Annotated in this window: 13 protein-coding genes; 7 read left to right on the forward strand and 6 right to left on the reverse strand. The window is 68.8% G+C overall.

The window, feature by feature from the left end; genetic code table 11:
- Positions 1-43 precede the first annotated feature (43 nt).
- From FSYMDG_RS04945 to FSYMDG_RS04955, 3 genes are all read right to left on the reverse strand, one after another.
- A complete protein-coding gene (locus tag FSYMDG_RS04945; protein ID WP_013872493.1) occupies positions 44-892 on the reverse strand; it encodes a purine-nucleoside phosphorylase in 849 nt (282 codons plus the stop codon).
- Between the two features lie 501 nt (positions 893-1,393).
- Positions 1,394-2,266: an EamA family transporter gene (locus tag FSYMDG_RS04950; protein WP_131772188.1), complete on the reverse strand. Its 873-nt coding sequence runs from the start codon at positions 2,264-2,266 to the stop codon at positions 1,394-1,396.
- A 212-nt stretch (positions 2,267-2,478) separates the two neighbouring features.
- Entirely contained in the window at positions 2,479-3,579 is a 1,101-nt protein-coding gene (locus FSYMDG_RS04955) for a hypothetical protein (RefSeq protein WP_013872495.1), read from the reverse strand.
- Between the two features lie 718 nt (positions 3,580-4,297).
- Here FSYMDG_RS04955 and FSYMDG_RS04960 point away from each other — a divergent pair.
- The gene (locus FSYMDG_RS04960) at positions 4,298-5,878 is read left to right on the forward strand and encodes an acyl-CoA mutase large subunit family protein (protein ID WP_043604917.1); all 1,581 of its coding nucleotides are present in this window, start codon (positions 4,298-4,300) and stop codon (positions 5,876-5,878) included.
- Here FSYMDG_RS04960 and FSYMDG_RS29975 read toward each other — a convergent pair.
- A complete protein-coding gene (locus FSYMDG_RS29975; RefSeq protein ID WP_431307071.1) occupies positions 5,784-6,521 on the reverse strand; it encodes a Fic/DOC family N-terminal domain-containing protein in 738 nt (245 codons plus the stop codon). The genes FSYMDG_RS04960 and FSYMDG_RS29975 overlap by 95 nt on opposite strands.
- Before the next feature lie 90 nt (positions 6,522-6,611).
- Here FSYMDG_RS29975 and FSYMDG_RS04965 point away from each other — a divergent pair, with 90 nt between their 5' ends.
- From FSYMDG_RS04965 to FSYMDG_RS22705, 3 genes are all read left to right on the forward strand, one after another.
- Entirely contained in the window at positions 6,612-7,016 is a 405-nt protein-coding gene (locus FSYMDG_RS04965; protein WP_085948587.1) for a hypothetical protein, read from the forward strand.
- Positions 7,017-7,184: 168 nt separating this feature from the next.
- Positions 7,185-7,307: a TIR domain-containing protein gene (locus FSYMDG_RS25795; RefSeq protein WP_131772192.1), complete on the forward strand. Its 123-nt coding sequence runs from the start codon at positions 7,185-7,187 to the stop codon at positions 7,305-7,307.
- A gap of 6 nt (positions 7,308-7,313) precedes the next feature.
- Positions 7,314-8,321 carry a pentapeptide repeat-containing protein gene (locus FSYMDG_RS22705; protein ID WP_258165222.1) on the forward strand — a complete coding sequence of 336 codons (1,008 nt, stop codon included), beginning with the start codon at positions 7,314-7,316 and terminating at the stop codon, positions 8,319-8,321.
- 240 nt (positions 8,322-8,561) lie between these two features.
- On the opposite strand, the gene FSYMDG_RS04975 is transcribed toward FSYMDG_RS22705, so the two are convergent.
- A complete protein-coding gene (locus FSYMDG_RS04975; RefSeq protein ID WP_043602992.1) occupies positions 8,562-9,815 on the reverse strand; it encodes an ATP-binding protein in 1,254 nt (417 codons plus the stop codon).
- Positions 9,816-10,210: 395 nt separating this feature from the next.
- On the opposite strand from FSYMDG_RS04975, the gene aspS reads away from it, so the two are divergent.
- From aspS to FSYMDG_RS04990, 3 genes are all read left to right on the forward strand, one after another.
- Entirely contained in the window at positions 10,211-11,950 is a 1,740-nt protein-coding gene (aspS, locus tag FSYMDG_RS04980) for an aspartate--tRNA ligase (RefSeq protein ID WP_013872501.1), read from the forward strand.
- 232 nt (positions 11,951-12,182) lie between these two features.
- On the forward strand, positions 12,183-13,322 hold the full coding sequence (locus tag FSYMDG_RS04985) for a glutamate--cysteine ligase (RefSeq protein ID WP_013872502.1): 1,140 nt from the start codon (positions 12,183-12,185) through the stop codon (positions 13,320-13,322).
- A gap of 685 nt (positions 13,323-14,007) precedes the next feature.
- Positions 14,008-15,204, forward strand: a complete 1,197-nt coding sequence (locus tag FSYMDG_RS04990) for an amidohydrolase (RefSeq protein WP_013872503.1) — start codon at positions 14,008-14,010, stop codon at positions 15,202-15,204.
- An 86-nt stretch (positions 15,205-15,290) separates the two neighbouring features.
- Here FSYMDG_RS04990 and FSYMDG_RS04995 read toward each other — a convergent pair whose 3' ends face one another.
- Complete coding sequence (locus FSYMDG_RS04995; protein WP_202797676.1) at positions 15,291-17,408, reverse strand: MMPL family transporter; 2,118 nt, start codon at positions 17,406-17,408, stop codon at positions 15,291-15,293.
- Between the last annotated feature and the right edge of the window lie 83 nt (positions 17,409-17,491).

The raw sequence follows: 17,491 nt of genomic DNA on the forward strand, positions 1-17,491 counted from the left end.
TGGTGGGCGTAGCCATGCCGGCGGGCGCATCCACCTCCACCGCTCAAAGCCTGGTGACGATCGAGGCGAGCAGCGCGCCCATGCGTCCGGCCGCCTCGGCGCCGGCGGCCAGCACCTCGGTGTGGTCGATCGGCTCGTCGGTCATGCCGGCGGCAAGGTTGGTCACCAGGGACAGCGCCAGCACCTCGGCGCCCTCGGCCCGCGCCGCGATCGTCTCGTGCACGGTCGACATGCCGACCAGGTCCGCGCCGAGCGTCCGCAGCATCCGGATCTCGGCCGGGGTCTCGAAGTGCGGTCCGGGCAGCGCCGCGTAGACCCCTTCAGTGAGGGCCGGGTCGGCGGTTCGTGCCAGTGCGCGCAGGCGCGGTGAGTAGGCGTCGGTGAGGTCGACGAACCGCGGTCCGACCAGGGGCGAACGGCCGGTGAGGTTCAGATGATCGGAGATCAGCACGGGCTGGCCGACCGTGTGGTCCGCACGCAGCCCCCCGGCGGCGTTAGTGAGCACCACGGTGGACACGCCCGCGGCGCAGGCCGTGCGGACACCATGGGTGACGACCTGGGGATGATGGCCCTCGTAGGCGTGGACCCGGCCGAGGAACAGCAGGAGATGACGCCCACCAAGGGCGATCGAGCGCACTGTCCCGGCGTGACCAGGGGCGCTCGGCGGCGGGAAGCCCGCAAGGCCGGTGACGGCTACTTCGCCGGTCACGGTTCCGGCCGCGGCCAGCACGTCCGCGGCGGGCAGCCATCCGCTGCCGAGCACGACGGCGACGTCGTGACGCCCGACACCGGTGATCTCGGCCAGTTGGGCCGCGGCAGCCCGTGTGCCTGGGCTGGCCGCCGTCCGTGTGCCTGGGCCAGTCGCCGTCTGCGCGGCGGTGGTGTCCCGCATGCGGTGACTCTAGCCTTCCGGTGCGGCCTCGGTTCTGCCACCGTCCTGCCGCTGCTTCATCCTTGTGACGTCATCCTTGTGGAGTCGCCCTTGTGGCGTCACCGCCCACGCAGGCGACTCAGTAGGTGAGAACCGTCGTTATCGCAGCGGTTTTCACCTACAGTCGCGGAGACCGTAGGTGAAAACGGTCGTCGTGATGACGGTTTCCACCTACGGCTTGCGCGGGAAGGCGCCTTGCCCGGGCCGGTGGTGAATGGCCGTCATCGACAGGCAGATCCGCGACCGGGCTGATCCTCCCGGCTCAGGAACACCTCCCATGTCTGGCGTATCCAATGGGCGATCACCCTGTGAAATTCGAGGCCGGTGTGCTGAAACGCACACCTTCACCGGATCCGGTCCGCCGGCGACAGCCGTCGTCGACGCTGTGATGGTTGTGATTCCGGTGCCGCTGGAACGGTATCCAGGGTCATATGAGTCATGAATCGTGCCACCCGCACCTGGTCAGCGGTGGTCGATGTTCGGCGTGTCCTGGCTGGTGCCGCTTGGGGAACTGCCGCTCCGCGGCGGCCGGTCCAGGCTCACCGACCAGGCGCTGGCAGCGATTACCAGGGCAATCGCGCAGATCTGCCGTACGGTGAGATGTTCGTGGAGTACGGCGAACCCGACGCCGGCACCAACAGCAGGGCTCAGCGCGAGCAACACCCCGAAGGCGCGCGTGTCAATGCGCCGCAGGACGGTCATATCCAGTGCGTACGGGATCAGGGAAGACAGCAGGGCCACCCCGAGACCGGTTACGAGGACGGACGGATGCGCAGCCACGGTGTTTGTGTCGGTGGCGGCGGTGACCGGCGCGAGAATGCAGGCTCCGACGGCCAGCGCCACCGTGAGGCCGCTCCAGTCCGGGAACAGATGCCCGACCCGTTGGTTCAGAACCGTGTACCCGGCCCGGCACAGCGCGGCCAGCACGCCCAGGAGGATTCCTAGAAGGCTCAGCGATGGAGCCGAAGCGGTCAGCAGCAGCACACCCGCCAGGGCCAGTAATGCTGCCGCGAGGTGTTCCAACCGGTGGGACAGGACGATCGACAATGTCAGTGGGCCGAGCAGCTCCAGGGTGGAGGCCACGCCGATCTGCAGGTGACTGATTGCCTGGAAGTACGCCACGTTCATTGCCGCGAGGACAAGACCGAGCGAGATCGCGACCCGCCATTGGTGAACCGCGATCCGACGTGGGCGGGGGCGTACCAGCAATATCATGATCATGGCTGAGAAGGTGAGGCGCATACCGGCCAGAGCCGTGGGACCGACATGGTCGTAGGCTCCCTTGGCCACGGCCGACCCCACCTGCAGACTGGTGATCTGACCCAGTACCAGCACGGGAGCCGCAGCTCTCCCCGCCCGGAACGGATGACTGGTCCTCACGGACCGGGCTGTGTCGGCCACGGCAGCCTGGTCGAGACGGCGTTCTCCTTCTGGAGCGAGCGGATGGTCATCACCGACTGTTCCTGGTCTTTTACGGATCGCTGGTGTCGGTGGTCCGGTCACGTCGGGCCGACGCCTGACGGCCGACGGTTGATCATGATTGTGTGTCAGCTGCCAGGGGGGCCGGCGGCGGGCCGGAAGTCGTGGTCCGGGCGTTCCCGGGTGACCGGGCCGTGCGAGTTGCGGGGCCAGTCCCAGGCCACGCCGTAGTGGAGCCCGCGGGAAAGCTCGACGAAGTCCTTGCGGACGTATCCGAGGCTGCTCGGCACAAGCCAGTGCTCCTCATCCTCCGGGTGCAGCCGGGTCTCCGGGCCGAGCACACCATTGAAATACCAGACCCGAACCGGTGGTGCCGTCGGGTCGAACTGGAGCTGCAGTATGTGTCGACTGTTCTGCTGTGCTTTCGGTACGTAGTTCAGAACTGGTGCCATCTCGCGGTCGGTGTGTACTCGCAGCCGGTACGCGAAGGAAATCCGGTCGCCAGGGGAAAGCGCCGTCGAAAACTCGAGCTCGGTCACCTCGTACCCGTTCGGAGCGAAGGTGGAGCGCCGGACGGCACAGTTCGCCAGCGCTTCGACGGAGATCACCCCGGGGCGCGGGTCGCTGTGATAACGGGCGGTCGCGACGTAGTGATCGACTCCTTCGTCGAGGGCGACCAGGGACCGGAATATCAGCACCTCCGTCGGGATCCGGCCGGAAAGTCGTACCAGCAGCTCGGCCCGGTCGAGGAGAAACCGCGGTCGGCTGGCGTCGAGGGGGTCTGGTGCGCCGCTGCCGGTCAGGTAGTCCTGCCAGCCGGCACCGGTGCCCAGCTCCGCGACCCGCTGCCTGAGCAGGAGCGCGGCCTCGACGGTCCCCCGATAGAACCATTCCCGTACGGTCCGCTCGTGCCGGCCCCGACGGCGGGCGAGCGCGTCTATCCGGGCTGTCAGGGACGGCTCGTCCGGATTCTCGCCGTCAATATTGAAACCGATCTGGGCGCCGGTCCGCAGTTTTTCCTGGGGGATGGCGTGACAGCACTCGGCTATGATGTTCTGTAATGCGGCGGCGCGTTGGTCGTCCGACCATTCTCCAGGCGCCGCGGGCAGCAGCCGTACCAGTGGTGAACTCCTGAGTTTCTCGACGTTCAAACCCGGCCCCGCCGAGAGCGCGACAAGCTCTGCCCTGATCGTCTCGACGGTCAACTGGGTTATGGTGTCGCCGGTCATGGGCAGCCCCGTTCCCGTCCTGGAAACAACCGATCGGACTCCCGGCGGGTCGCGCCGGCCGGGCAGCGTGAACCCGCGCGGCCGCGCGTCGGTTCCGCCGGTGGTGGCGTGCGCCGTGGAGCCTTTCCATCAACGGTAGACGTAATCGCTGGCACATGTGTGTTTTCCCGGTGAGCGCAGACAAGAATAATCACTTTTGCCTGCTTTGTGGCCGGACCCGGACGACCGTCGCCGGGGCGCGGCCACCGGGTGGCCCCGGCCGGCGGGTCGTCTCGGGACGACGGGACGGTGTGGTGCGCCTCGGGCCAGCGAACCGCTGTCGTCGAATCGCTGTCGTCGAATCGCTCCCAGGGACGGCGGTCGGGACGGACAGCGCCACCTGATGTCACCCGCGGTCGTCCGGAGCCGCCCGGTGCGGCGCACGGGCCGGCCGCGCCGAGCGCTCGCGGTGACGGTGGGCGTCGGCACCCGCCTCCCGCAGCCAGCCCGCCGGGCACCGTCTGGCGGAAGGCCAACCCGCCCAGCGGCTCCGCGGACGGCGCCACCCTGCCGGGCGTCGGCTGGCGCATCCGGAGTGGTTCAGCTCTCGCTCCTCGCCAGCACGTTGGCCATCCCGGCAGCGATCCAGTCGGCGATCCCGGCAGGCCGTTGCCGTGACAGCGGTGAACCCGGCGTGAGAATCGCGCATGAGTGGGCCGGGTTTCCCTACGATCTGGCCATGAGCGAGCGTCTGTCGGAGTCCGGCCAGCCGATCAAGCCGGTTTACAGTGCATCCGATCTGCCCACGGGCCTGACGGAGCGCCTGGGTTCACCCGGTGAGTATCCGTTCACCCGGGGCGTCTACCCGACCATGTACACCGGCAAGCCGTGGACAATGCGGCAGTATGCCGGTTTCGGTACCGCCAGGGAGTCCAACGAGCGGTATCACTCGCTTGTCGCCGCGGGCACCGGCGGACTTTCGGTCGCGTTCGACCTGCCAACCCAGATGGGTTACGACTCTGACGACCCGATCGCTCACGGCGAGGTCGGAAAGGTCGGGGTGGCGATCGACTCGATCGAGGACATGCGGGTGCTCTTCGCCGGCATCCCGCTGGACAAGGTCTCCACGTCGATGACCATCAACGCGCCGGCGTCCGTCCTGCTGCTGCTGTACCAGCTGGTCGCCGAGGAGCAGGGCGTCCCCGGCTCGAAGATCACCGGAACCATTCAGAACGACGTCCTCAAGGAATACATCGCCCGCGGTACCTACATCTATCCGCCCGCGCCGTCCCTGCGGCTGATCGCCGACACGTTTGCATACTGCCGCAACGAGATTCCCCGGTGGAACACGATCTCGATTTCCGGCTACCACATGGCCGAGGCCGGAGCCACTCCCGCGCAGGAGATCGCCTTTACACTCGCCAACGGCATCGCCTACGTCCGGGCCGCCGTCGAGGCGGGGCTCGCCGTGGACGAGTTCGCCCCCCGGCTGTCCTTCTTCTTCGTCTCCCGCACGACCCTGCTGGAGGAGGTGGCGAAATTCCGCGCCGCCCGCCGGATCTGGGCGGACGTGATGAAGAACACCTTCGGCGCGACGAACCCCAAGTCGATGATGCTGCGTTTCCACACCCAGACCGCGGGCGTGCAGCTCACCGCGCAGCAGCCCGAGGTCAACCTGGTCCGGGTCGCGATACAGGGCCTCGCCGCCGTGCTGGGCGGCACCCAGAGCCTGCACACGAACTCCTACGACGAGGCCATCGCCCTGCCGACGGTCAAGGCCGCGACGCTGGCGCTGCGCACCCAGCAGGTGCTCGCCTACGAGACGGACGTCACCGCCACCGTCGACCCGTTCGCCGGTTCCTACGCGGTCGAGGCCCTCACCGACGATGTCGAGCATGCCGCCCGTGAGCTCATGGAGCAGGTCGAGAAGCGCGGCGGAGCCGTCGCCGCGATCGAGCAGGGCTACCAGAAGAGCGAGATCGAGAACTCCGCCTACGCGGTCATGAAGGGCATCGAGGACGGCTCGCGCACCGTGGTCGGCGTCAACCGGTTCCGTGCCGAACAGGAGGAGCAGTACGACCCGCTGCGGGTCGACCCGGCGATCGAGGCCGACCAGTCGGCCCGGCTGGCCGCCCTGCGCGCCGACCGCGACAACGCTGAGGTAACCCGCCGGCTGGACGAGGTGAAGGCCGCCGCCCAGGGCAGCGACAACGTCCTCTACCCGCTCAAGGAGGCGCTGCGCGCCCGGGCCACGGTCGGCGAGGTCTGCCACGCCCTGCGCGCCGTCTGGGGGATCTACCACCCCGCCGACGCCTTCTGACCTCGCCGGGCGCGGGCGAAACCCCGGCGGCGTTTCTCGTCACCTTGCGTACCCTCCGGGTACGCGGCGGCTCCTCGACCTTGCCGGGCTTCCGCCCGCATCCCGGCGACCGGGCGCGGGCGAAACCCCGGCGGCCCTGCGACGGCGGCCTTGCGATACCTACCGGGCCGTTCGATATCACAAGGCCGCGCCGGTGGTAGGTAAGTATCACAACGCCAGCCGGCGTCGGCGGCCCTGCCGGGGCCGACCGGCCCGGCGGTGCTACCGGGCGGGCGTGTTCGGTTCTCCTTCGATCGTCCGCAGGATGCCGTCCGCTCCGGCTCCGCCGGACGTCACCCGGGGTCGCGTAGTCTCCGCGGACGCCGCTGAGCAGGATGGCGTGCGCCTCCCGCAGCAACGGGACGCTCAGCGGAAGCCGACGGTCGGGGTCGGGTGTGTGCTCGACCGCGGCCATGTAGTTGAACACCTCCCGGACGTCTGCGCCGTCGTCGCGGGCCGGCTGCTCCGCCTCGAAAAGCACCAGGTCGGAGACGGACGCCTGGGTGCCCTCGATCCGGCTGGACAGCATGGCTTCCCGGCGGATCAGCGCCCGGGCCAGCAGCCGCGTGGACGTCGGAGACGCTCCCGCACGGACGGTGTCCAGGGGAAGGAGCGAGGTCGGGAGCGGTCAGGAGGACGGGTGGGTGTGGGCAGCCGGCGACGGCCCTGCGCGGACGGCGTTCGTGGTGGAAGGCTGGGCGGTGTGCGCGTACATCCAGCATGGAAGGCCCGTCCGCCGGAGGTTCCGCTGGAGCCGGGGGAGTTCACCGAGGTCGTGCTCCGGGGCCGGCTCACCGACCCCGCCGGCCCGGGCGCGTTCACCGCGCGGGCCGAACGGTTCATCGGGCACCGCCTCGGGACGTCCCGCTGGATTCTGCTCACCACCCGCCGCCTGCTGGTCGTCGCGCCCTTCCCCCGGCCCGGTGACTACTTCGACGTTGCCTTCGACCGGCGGATGGTGTCGGCGTCACAGGGGCGCAAGCACGGTGATCTGATCATCATCCCCCTGGTGACCCCCGCCGGCCCCCAGATGCTGCGGGTCCCGGCATCCATCCGCCCCGAAGCCACCCGCTTCATCCGTGCCCTCCGCACCCGCTGACCCGTCCCCCGCCTGTCGGGGCGGGAGACGGGATGGCGGCGGACGCGCGGGCAGACTTGAGGCGGGCGGGGCCCGGGTCGAAATGGCGCTGGCCGGGATGCGGTGTTTCCCGGCTGCCGGCCCGGGTTGGTTCTGGCACGGAGCGTGCCATTCCGTTACAACAGGGACATGACGCAGGGGGAGTCGTTCGTGTTCGTGTTCGTGTCCTACACCAGTGCGGACGAGAAGTGGGCGACGTGGATCGCCTCCGCGCTCGAAGGAGCCGGGCTGGCCGCCCGAGTACAGGTGTGAGATTCCCTGCCTGGGCAGAACTTCGTTGAATGGATGAACACCCAGCTTGCCGGTGCCCGTTGGACGATCGCGCTCTACTCCCGGGCATATTTCGCGTCTGCCTGGTGCACCGCGGAGTGGACCGCGGCGCTGGCCCGTCGCACTCTGTTGCCGGTCCGCCTCGAGCCGGTCGAGCCGCCGGCGACGCTGCAGGTCCTGACCTGGGTGGACCTGTTCGACCTCGACGAAAACCAAGCTCGTGAGCGACTGCTGTACGCGGTCGGTAAACAGGTTCTGCCCCGACTGGCGGCCTTCCCCGGCCGAACCTCTGCTTCGACGGCGACGCCGGTATTTCCCGGCGCTACCGGGGCGGTGGGGCATCTGCACAACGGGGTAGAGCGTTCCGATCCCGCCGTCACCCTCGCCACCGCGCTGAGCCAGCTTGGCTCGACGACACTCGCGGTCCGCTGCGCAGGCATCCGCGCCATGGAACGTGCCGCTACCGCCGAGTCTGCTGACCCAGCTTTGATCGACGAAGTGGCCGAGGTGCTTGAGTCCTTCCTCCGGGGAACCCGTAACGCAAAGGGCGCGCGCCCCGGTGCCGTCGCCCCGGAAGATCTCCTTGCCACGGGGCGCATACTCGTCCGGATCGCCAAGAATCGATCTTTCGACCTGTCTGACGCCTGGCTGAACGGGGCGGATCTTACTGGTGGGCACTTCGCCGGGGCCCGACTCGCTGGTGCAATTCTCGCTAACGTCCGGCTGGTCGGGGCGGATCTCACCGGCGCGGACCTTACTGATGCCCGGCTGGACGCGGTAGATTTTACTGGCGCGAACCTCGCCGGGGCCCGGCTCGACGGATCAATCCTTACCGTCGCCGGGCTGACTGACGCGGACCTCACTAATGCTTTGTTGACTGGTACGCGCTTTATCGGGGCACAGGGGCTGACTCAGGAGCAACTCGAGTCAGCAGAGGGGGACGCAGTCACGCAGCTACCGAGGGGGCTGGTCCGGCCGGTGTCCTGGCGGGCGTAACATTCGCCGGTCTCCACATAGCCGTTCGGTGGGTGAGCCCGGTTGACCACGCCCTATATAGCCGCCCCTTCTGTCCTGGCCAGCGCTGGCCAGGGTCAGGCCGCCCAGGGTAAACGCCGCTGCTGTCACCTCGATGGTGGGACCAGTCGGTGGCTCGCCGTTGGGCAGCGCAGTCTGCGCCATCTACCTGTGTGGCCTTCCCGGGACGCGAGGTGTTTGGACGCGAGCCGGTGCCCCAGGTCACGGGGCCAGGTTCCACAGGGCGTCGAGGGGGAGGGCGGAGAGGCGGTCGCCGAAGGGCAGGGTTTGTTGGCCGGTGTAGAGCACGTAGCCGGCTACGAAGCGTGGGCCGAGCAGGTTGGCGAGGTGGCGCAGGCCGGCGAGGTCCTCGCCGCGGACGGTGGCACCGGCTTTGACCTCGATCCCGACGACACGGCCGTCGGGGGTCTCCAGCAGTGCGTCCACCTCGACCTTGTCCTTCGTCCGGTAGTGGTAGAGGCGGGCGGACTGCTCGTTCCAACTGAGCTGGCGGGCGAGTTCGGTGAGAACGAAGTTCTCGACCATTGGGCCGGCGGTGCCGTCGGGTTCCCCGAGCCGGGCCGCGTCCTGCCCCAGGAGATGGCAGGCTATGCCGCTGTCCACGTATGCCAGCTTCGGTGTGCCGACCGCCCGGTGGGTGTGGCCGGTGGACCAGGCCGGAACCAGCTTGATGAGAAAGACCGCGGACAGCAGGTCCAGGTAGCGGTTGAGAGTGGTTCTGGGGATGCCGGACTGTGACGCGAGCGCGCCGGGTACCAGCAGCCCGCCGGACCGGCTCGCGAGCAGGGCGAGCAGTTGGTGCAGTTCGCCGCGGCGCTGGATGGCGGACAGTTCGGTGACGTCCCGGGCGATGAGGGTGGACAGGTAGGAGTCGAAGAACGCCGTCCGGCGGCGGGGCGAGCGCCGTACCGCTTCGGGATAGCCGCCGCGGACGATGCGTTCGAGGTAGTCGCGACGTCGCAGCGGCGAGGTGCGGCTGAGCCCGGGGCCGTGGGTGAAGGCCGCGTCGACGAAGCGGTCCGGCGTCCCGTCGATCTCTCCCTGTGAGAACGGCCACAGTTCGATGGTCTCGATGCGCCCGGGGAGCGCGTCCGGAAGGTCGCGTAGGGCGAGGATCTGAGCGGAGCCGATCAGGAGGAAGCGGCCGGGCCGGGGATCGGTGTCCACCGCCACCTTGATCACACGGAACAGTTCGGGGGCGAGCTGGACCTCGTCCACGACCAGCAGGTCGTCATGGTCGATGAAGCCTGTCGGGTCGTCGTGCGCGGCGCGCAGCGTGGCGGGGTCGTCGAGCAGGCGGATCAGCGGGTTGGCGGTGGCGGAGGCGGCCAGCCGGGCGAGGGTGCTCTTGCCGGCCTGCCGTGCACCGTTGATCGCGACAACTCTGGTGTCTCCCAGCGCCTCCACGATGAGTGCCTCCGCCTTGCGTCTGATTAGCGCGCCTGATGCGTTCACGCCACCATTATGGTCACTTGGCCGCCGTGATCGTGGTCATCTGGTCGCATTGTTCGTGGACAGTTGGACGCGGGTATCGTGGTCACCCGGACGCTGTCCTTGTGGTCATCTGGTCGGACGGGTCGTGGTGAAATGGACGCTCGGTACGTGGGCGGGTGGCTGGACGCCGCGTGGGCGCTCGGCCGTTGGAATGCTTGATCGTGACGATGCCCTGACGGATCCGTGACGGCACGGCTTCGTGACGGTGGCGGACGGTGGGCGCGAATGTTCGTTCGGTCATGGCGCCGGTGGCCGGTAAGGTCGGTCGCGGTAGAGGCATCGTGATACGGGCGTGCGCGGGCACCTGAAGCAGCCACGGCAGGCCCAGGAACTACAGCGAACGGGCGGAACGGTCGATGAAGACGGCGATGCGGTCACACCTGTGCGGTGCGCTGCGCACGGAGCACATCGGTGCGACAGTTACGGTATGTGGCTGGGTGGCCCGTCGCCGCCAGCACGGCCAGTCGCTGATGTTCGTCGATCTGCGGGACCACTCCGGCCAGGTGCAGTGCGTGGTGGACGGCTCCGTCGACGTCCGCTCCGAGTACGTCGTCGCCGTCACCGCGACGGTGGCGGCCCGGCCCGTGGGGACGATCAACCCCAACCTGGCCACCGGCGAGATCGAGCTGCACGACTGCACGGTGATGGTCCTCTCCGCGGCGCTGCCGCCGCCGTTCCCGATCGACGAGCGGGCGGACTCGGTCGACGAGGCGACCCGGCTCACCTACCGCTATCTGGACCTGCGCCGCGAGCGCATGCAGCGCAACCTGCGCACCCGCTCGGCGGTGCTGGCCGCGCTGCGCTCGGAGCTGGTACCGCGGGAGTTCGTCGAGGTCGAGACGCCGCTGCTGATGCCCTCCACGCCGGAGGGGGCGCGGGAGTTCGTCGTGCCGTCCCGGCAGTTCCCGGGCAGTTTCTACGCGCTGCCGCAGTCCCCGCAGCTGTTCAAGCAACTGCTGATGGTCGGCGGCACCGACCGCTACTTCCAGTTCGCCCGCTGCCTGCGTGACGAGGACCTGCGCGCCGACCGGCAGTACGAGTTCACCCAGCTCGACATCGAGATGAGCTTCGTCGACCAGGACGACGTCCTGGAGGTGATCTCCGCTGCCGTGCTGGCCGCCGCACGGGCCGTCACCGGCGGGACGGTCGTGCCGATCGAGCGGATCACCTGGCACGAGGCCATGGACCGTTTCGGCGTGGACAAGCCCGACCTGCGTTTCGGCCTGGAGCTCGTCGAACTGACCGGGGTCTTCACGGGCAGCGGCTTCCAGGCGTTCGCGGGGGCGCCGTCGGTGAAGGGCATTCGGGTGCCGGGCGGTTCGGCTACCCACAACCGCAAGGCGCTGGACGCGCTGACCGAGCGGGCCAAGCAGCTCGGCGCGAAGGGCCTGGTGTGGATGCGGGTCGGCGCCGGCGGGTCGCTGGAGTCGCCGGTGGCGAAGTTCCTCTCCGCAGCCGAACTGGCCGGGATCGTGAAGGCGACCGGGGGTGAGGACGGCGACCTGCTGCTGCTGGTCGCCGACGAGTGGGCAACGGTCTGCGAGGTGCTCGGCCAGCTCCGTAACGACCTCGGACGCCCGCCGGCCGGCGAGGGCGGGTTCCGTTTCGCCTGGGTCACCGACTTCCCGCTGTTCGTCGGGGTCGACTCGCAGACCGGGCGGCCAAAGCCCGGCCACCACCCCTTCACCCGGCCGCATCCCGACGACCTCGACAAGCTCGAGACCGAGCCGCTGGCCGTGCGCAGCCGTGCCTACGACCTGGTGCTCAACGGCTGGGAGCTCGGCTCGGGATCGATCCGGATCCACGAGCCCGACCTGCAGCAGCGCATCTTCGCCACGTTGGGGATCTCGGCGGAGGAGGCCGACCGCCGGTTCGGTTTCTTCCTGACGCCGTTCTCCTACGGGGCCCCGCCGCACGGCGGTTTCGCCGTCGGTATCGACCGGCTGGTGGCGATCCTGGCCGGCGAGGACAACATCCGCGAGGTCATCGCCTTCCCGAAAACCCAGTCCGGACTCGACCCGATGACCGGCGCACCGACTCCGATCGACGCCCGGCAGGTGCGTGAGCTGGGCATCCGGGTACTACCGACAGCGTAAACGCCTGCCACCTTCACCTGCTACCGCACGCGAATTCCCCTACCTGGCAGGCACGACCGGGTGAAACCGCTTCCGGCGGCGTCCCGGCTGTTTTACGGTTACCTGGCCGCATCACGCGTCGTGTCGTGGGTATGACCGGTGAATCCGCCCCGGACGGGCATCGGGGCCGGCTGGTTCGGCTTCGGGCGGGTTGGTCGTGGATCACGCGCCGGATACGACAGGAGGCCCGGGAATGCAGATACCGTTCTCGCCGTCACCGACGTCCAGTCTCGGTGTCGAGTGGGAGTTGGCGTTGGTCGACCGTCGTACCCGTCAGCTTCGCGGGGCGGCGACCGCCATCCTCGACGAGTATCAGGCCAAGATCGGTGAACATGCCGAACAGCGTGCCAAACACGAGTTGTTCGAGTCGGTCATCGAGGTCGTCACCGGGGTCTGCGACACGGTCGCCGACGCCAAGGCCGACCTGGCCGTGACAGTCGGTCTCATCGAGGATCTGGCCGCGTCGCGCGGGCTTGCCCTGATGTGCAGCGGTACCCACCCGATCACCAGCTATGCCGACCAGCAGATCAGCCCCGATCCGCGCTACCGCTCCATCCTGGAACGCATGCAGTGGGTCGCCCGACGCCTGCTGATTTTCGGCGTCCACGTACATGTCGGTGTTCCCGCGCAGGACAGGGCGATTCCCGTCGTGAACGCACTCGTCGGCTACATCCCGCATTTCCTCGCGTTGTCGGCGTCCTCGCCGTTCTGGCTGGGTCTGGACACGGGGCTGGCGTCGTCGCGCTCGAAGGTGTTCGAGAGCCTGCCCACCGCCGGCCTGCCGTACCTTCTGTCGGACTGGGAGCAGTTCGAGCGGTTCATGGGGACGCTGGTGTCGTCCGGGACGGTGGAGACCATCCGTGAGGTGTGGTGGGACGTCCGGCCGCACCCGGACTTCGGCACGGTGGAGCTGCGTATCTGTGACGGTCTGCCGACCCTGCTGGAGGTCGGGGCGATCGCCGCGCTGACCCAGTGCCTGGTCGACCGGATGAACACCCGGCTCGACCAGGGCTACCGGCTGCCGACACCGCAGCGCTGGGTGGTGCAGGAGAACAAGTGGCGGGCCGCCCGGTACGGTCTGGACGCCGAGATCCTGCTCGACGAGCGGGGCACCACCCGCCGTGTCCGGGACGAGATCGCCGCTCTCGTCGACGATCTGCTGCCCGTCGCGCGGCGGCTGGAATGCGTCGACGAGCTCACCGACGTCCTGCACATTCTTCAGGTCGGCTCGAGCTGCGATCGACAGCGTGCGACGGCGCAACGGGCCGACGGGGATCTCTCCGCGGTGGTCGATGTCCTTCTTCGGGAGATGAAGTCCCGCCGGCCTCTTTAGCGGGGAACGGCCGGTACGGCTCCCTGCGGTATGACTTTTCGGTGGTATGGCCCCGTGCCACGGGTCCGCTGATGGTGAAGCTGCCAGCGGTGGAGCTGCTGGCGGTATGGCTGCCGGTGGCGTGGGCGACAGCTTCGGTGCGTTGGCTGGCCAAAGGATGTACGGTCATGTTTCTTTTCCGGTCCCCGTGGATCCCGAGAACTCCGAAGACCTTCAGGACCGGAAGACCCGCGGATCCGAAGGCGCGGAGGAGCTCGAGGGTGCTCCCCGCGCGGGGGTGACGTGGGGAAGCCGGGGGCGCGGTCGACGGTGACAGCGGGGGTTGCCGGGCGACCGCGTCCGGGGCGCGGCGGGGGCGGAGTACCGTGGTTGACGGGGGTGAGCGGCGATGGTGCTCTCACCCGTGGCGGTGCGATTTTGTGGTGTGGCTCTCGGCGTCCCCTGGGGATTGCGAGTCGATCCGCCGGAAATCCGGGGATGGTGTGTCGGCGTCCGCCGTGTTCCGGTTGCCGCGTCGCCGCGGTTGTCGAGCCGCCTGGGCGTCTCGTCGCGCAGTAGGTCGCGCAGTAGCATTTGGTGATCGTTTGATATCGGGAGAGTAGGGGTCTGACTTGCAGGGGGCCGAGGCTTTTCGGTGTCGATGGCTCGTGAGCCAAGGTGGGGGCAGCAGACAGGTGGCCGTGCGGTGAAGGTGGAGAACTTCGTCGCGGCCTGGCTTGCGGAAAATGAGAAAGATCTGGTGGATGTCCGCCGCGACATCCACGCGCATCCCGAGCTGGCCTGGCAGGAGCTGCGGACGACCGAACTGATTGCGGAATCACTGAACAGTTCCGGTCTCAAGCCGCGGGTGATGTCCTCGGGCACCGGCCTGTGGTGCGATGTCGGTACCGGTTCCGGCCCGGTTGTCATGGTCCGTGCGGACATCGACGCGCTGCCGTTGCAGGACGAAAAAGACCTCCCCTATTCCTCCTGCGTGTCAGGGGTGAGCCATGCCTGCGGGCACGACGTCCACAGCGCGATCGTGCTCGGGGTCGGCAGGGCGCTGGCGGCGTTCGACGAGCGTTACCCGCTGCCTGGCACCATCCGACTGGTGTTCCAGCCCGCGGAGGAGGTCATGCCCGGCGGCGCGCTCGAGCTGATCCGTGAGGGTGTGCTGGATTCGGTGTCCACGGCGATAGCCGTCCACTGCGACCCGACGCTCGAAGTCGGGCGGGTGGGTATCCGCGGCGGCCCGATCACGGCCGCGACGGACTACATCGAGGTCCGGTTGCAGGGCCCTGGCGGGCACACCTCGCGTCCGCAGAACACCGTGGATCTGGTGTACACGTTGGCGCAGGTGGTGACGGGGCTGCCCGCAGCGCTGTCGCGAACGGTCGATCCCCGGGCGGCGGCGTGCCTGGTCTGGGGGCAGATCGAGGCGGGCAGCGTCCCGAACGCCGTTCCCCGTGACGGCCTGCTGCGGGGCACGCTGCGGCTCTTCGACGAAGAGATCTGGAAACGAGCCCCGGCGATGGTCGAACGGCTGGTCGCGCAGCTCGTGGCGCCGTACGGCGCCACCGCGACGATCGAACACCGGCAGGACATACCACCTGTGATCAACTCTGTGGACATCACCGAGGCGCTTCGCCGGGCGACCGTGGCGGCGATCGGTGAGCACGCCGTCGCGCCCACCGGCCAGTCCCTGGGCGGTGAGGACTTCGCCTGGTATCTCCAGCGGGTGCCGGGAGCGCTCGCGCGGCTGGGTACCCGCAGCCCCGACAGCCCCGTCTACGACCTTCATCAGGGCCGGTTCGACGTGGACGAGAAGGCCATCGGTGTTGGCGTCCGACTGCTGGCGACCACCGCGGTCGATCTCGCGTCGGCCGCCGCGGCCGGGGAGTGACGGCGAGCAGCCGTCGAAAAACCGAGACGACGGGGCCCTGGCCGTAAGCCAGGGCCCCGCGGGCGGATCTACCTGGAGCATCGGGTCTACCGGGGGCTGGGCACCTCGAGGTCGGCCTCGGGCCGGGAGCGAGGTTCCGGAACGGCCGGCCGTGCGTGCGACGTCTCGATCCGCAGCAGCTTCGCGACCCCGTCCGGCAGGTACCAGTTCCAGCTGCCGAACAGGGAGACCAGGGCCGGCACCAGGAGCATCCGGACGACCGTCGCGTCCAGCAGGATGCCGAAGCCGAGCGCGGTCGCGAACAGTTTGATGTCGGTCTGCGGCCCGCTCGACAGCGACAGGAACGACAGGAACAGGATCAGGGCGGCCGACGTGACCAGCCGCCCGGTGCGGCCGACGCCTTCGATGACGGCGGCGTGGGTGTCGCCGCGGGCGTCGTACTCCTCACGGATGCGGGAGAGGATGAACACCTCGTAGTCCATGGACAGGCCGAAGAGGAACGCGAAGACCATCAGCGGCAGCCAGAAGGTGATGGCGCCGGTGGCCTCGATGCCGTAGATCTTCTCGGAGCCGTAGCCGTGCTGCCAGAACAGCACCACGCCCCCGAACGTCGCCCCCAGCGAGACGAGGTTGAGCACCACCGCCTTCAGGGGCAGCAGCAGCGAGCGGAAGGCCCGCACCAGCAGGATGTAGGTGACGATGACGATCAGAGCCAGGGCCCAGGGGAACACCCCGTAGACGCCGTGCATGTAGTCCAGCTGCAACGCGCCTATCCCGGTCACACCGATGACGCCGGGCACGTCGTGCAGCGCGGAGCGAATGTTGCGGATGGGGTCGATGCTGCTGCCGCCCGCGGTCTCCCTGTCCGGCACGGCAATGATCAGTGAGGTGCCGTCCCGGTTCGCGTCGGTACCGCTCGGGAGGGTCGCGGTGACCACGCCGTCCACGGCCCGGACACGTTGCGCCACGTCGTCCGCCGCGGATGACTGGACCAGGATCTCGGCCGGAGTGAGGACGCCCTTCGGGGCGCCGCCGTCCTCGAGGAGCTTTATCGCCTCGTAGGCGGGGCCGTTCTTGGCCAGCGACCCGGACTGCGCCGTGCCGATCTGGATCCCGAAGAAGGGGATGATCAGCGCGGTGAGGATGGCGATACCGACGCCGGCGGCGATCCAGCGGCGGCGCACCACCAGCGAAGCCCATCTCGTCCAGAACCGGCTCGCGGTGTTCTCGTGCCGGACACGCGGCCAGTCGACCCGCGGGCCGATGCCGCCGAGCAGGGCGGGCAGCAGAGTGGTCGTGACCGCCACGCTGATCAGCGGGATGAGCATGCCGCCGTAGCCGATGGAGCGCAGGAAGGGCACCGGGATGACGACCATCGCGACCAGGCCGATGGCCACGGTCAGGCCGCTGAACACCACGGCGTGACCGGCGAACTGCATCGAGGCCACCACGGCGTCGTGGTTGTCCCGGCCGTGCGCGCGTTCCTCCCGCCAACGGGTGACGATCAGCAGCGAGTAGTCGATGGCGACGCCGAGGCCGATCAGGGAGACGAGGAACTGCACCAGGAACGACACGTCCACGAAGACGGTCAGCCCCAGCAGGACGAGAAAGGTCGACAGGATCGCCACCGCGGCGATGAGCAGCGGTAGCAGCGCGAGCAGCGAGGCGAAGACGAAGGCGAGGACGGCCAGCGCGCCGAGCCCGGCGAGCAGGGTTTCGACCAGCACCCCCGGGCCGGAGTCGTTGGCGCCGTTGGTCGCGAGCTCGTCCAGACCGGTGATGGTACTGGTGAGCCCGGCCGGGGAGTGCGCGGCGAGCGACTTCTTCAGCGCCTCCGCGGTCTCGGAGGTGAAACTGGTCTGCGGCGGGTAGAAGGCGTATGCGAACTGGGCGCGGCCGTCGTCGGTGACGAAGATGTCGTCGCCGGTTTCCGCTCTGCCGATGACCCGAATGCCGGGCACGTCTTTCTTGACCGCGGCGAACGCGGTCGTCACCTGCTGATCGGTGACCTGCCCGCCGGGCTGGGCCGACAGCGACAGGATGATCGGTGCGCCCTGGTCATCCGTGTGGTAGGTGGCGAGGACCTTCTTGGCCGTCTCGTAGCCGGGCTGGCCGGGCAGCGAGAAGTCGAAGGTCAGCCGGTCGGCTGTGATACCGGCGGTGGCGCCTCCCACCAGGAAGGCTGCGATCCAGAAAGAGATCACAAGCCGGCGGTGCCGGAGGCACCAGCGCGCGAGCGCCGACATCGGCGTCCCCCCACTCGTTAGGATGATCTGTGCTCCTGCAT

The organism is Candidatus Protofrankia datiscae, assembly GCF_000177615.2.
In the GTDB taxonomy this organism is placed as follows: Bacteria; Actinomycetota; Actinomycetes; order Frankiales; family Frankiaceae; genus Protofrankia; species Protofrankia coriariae.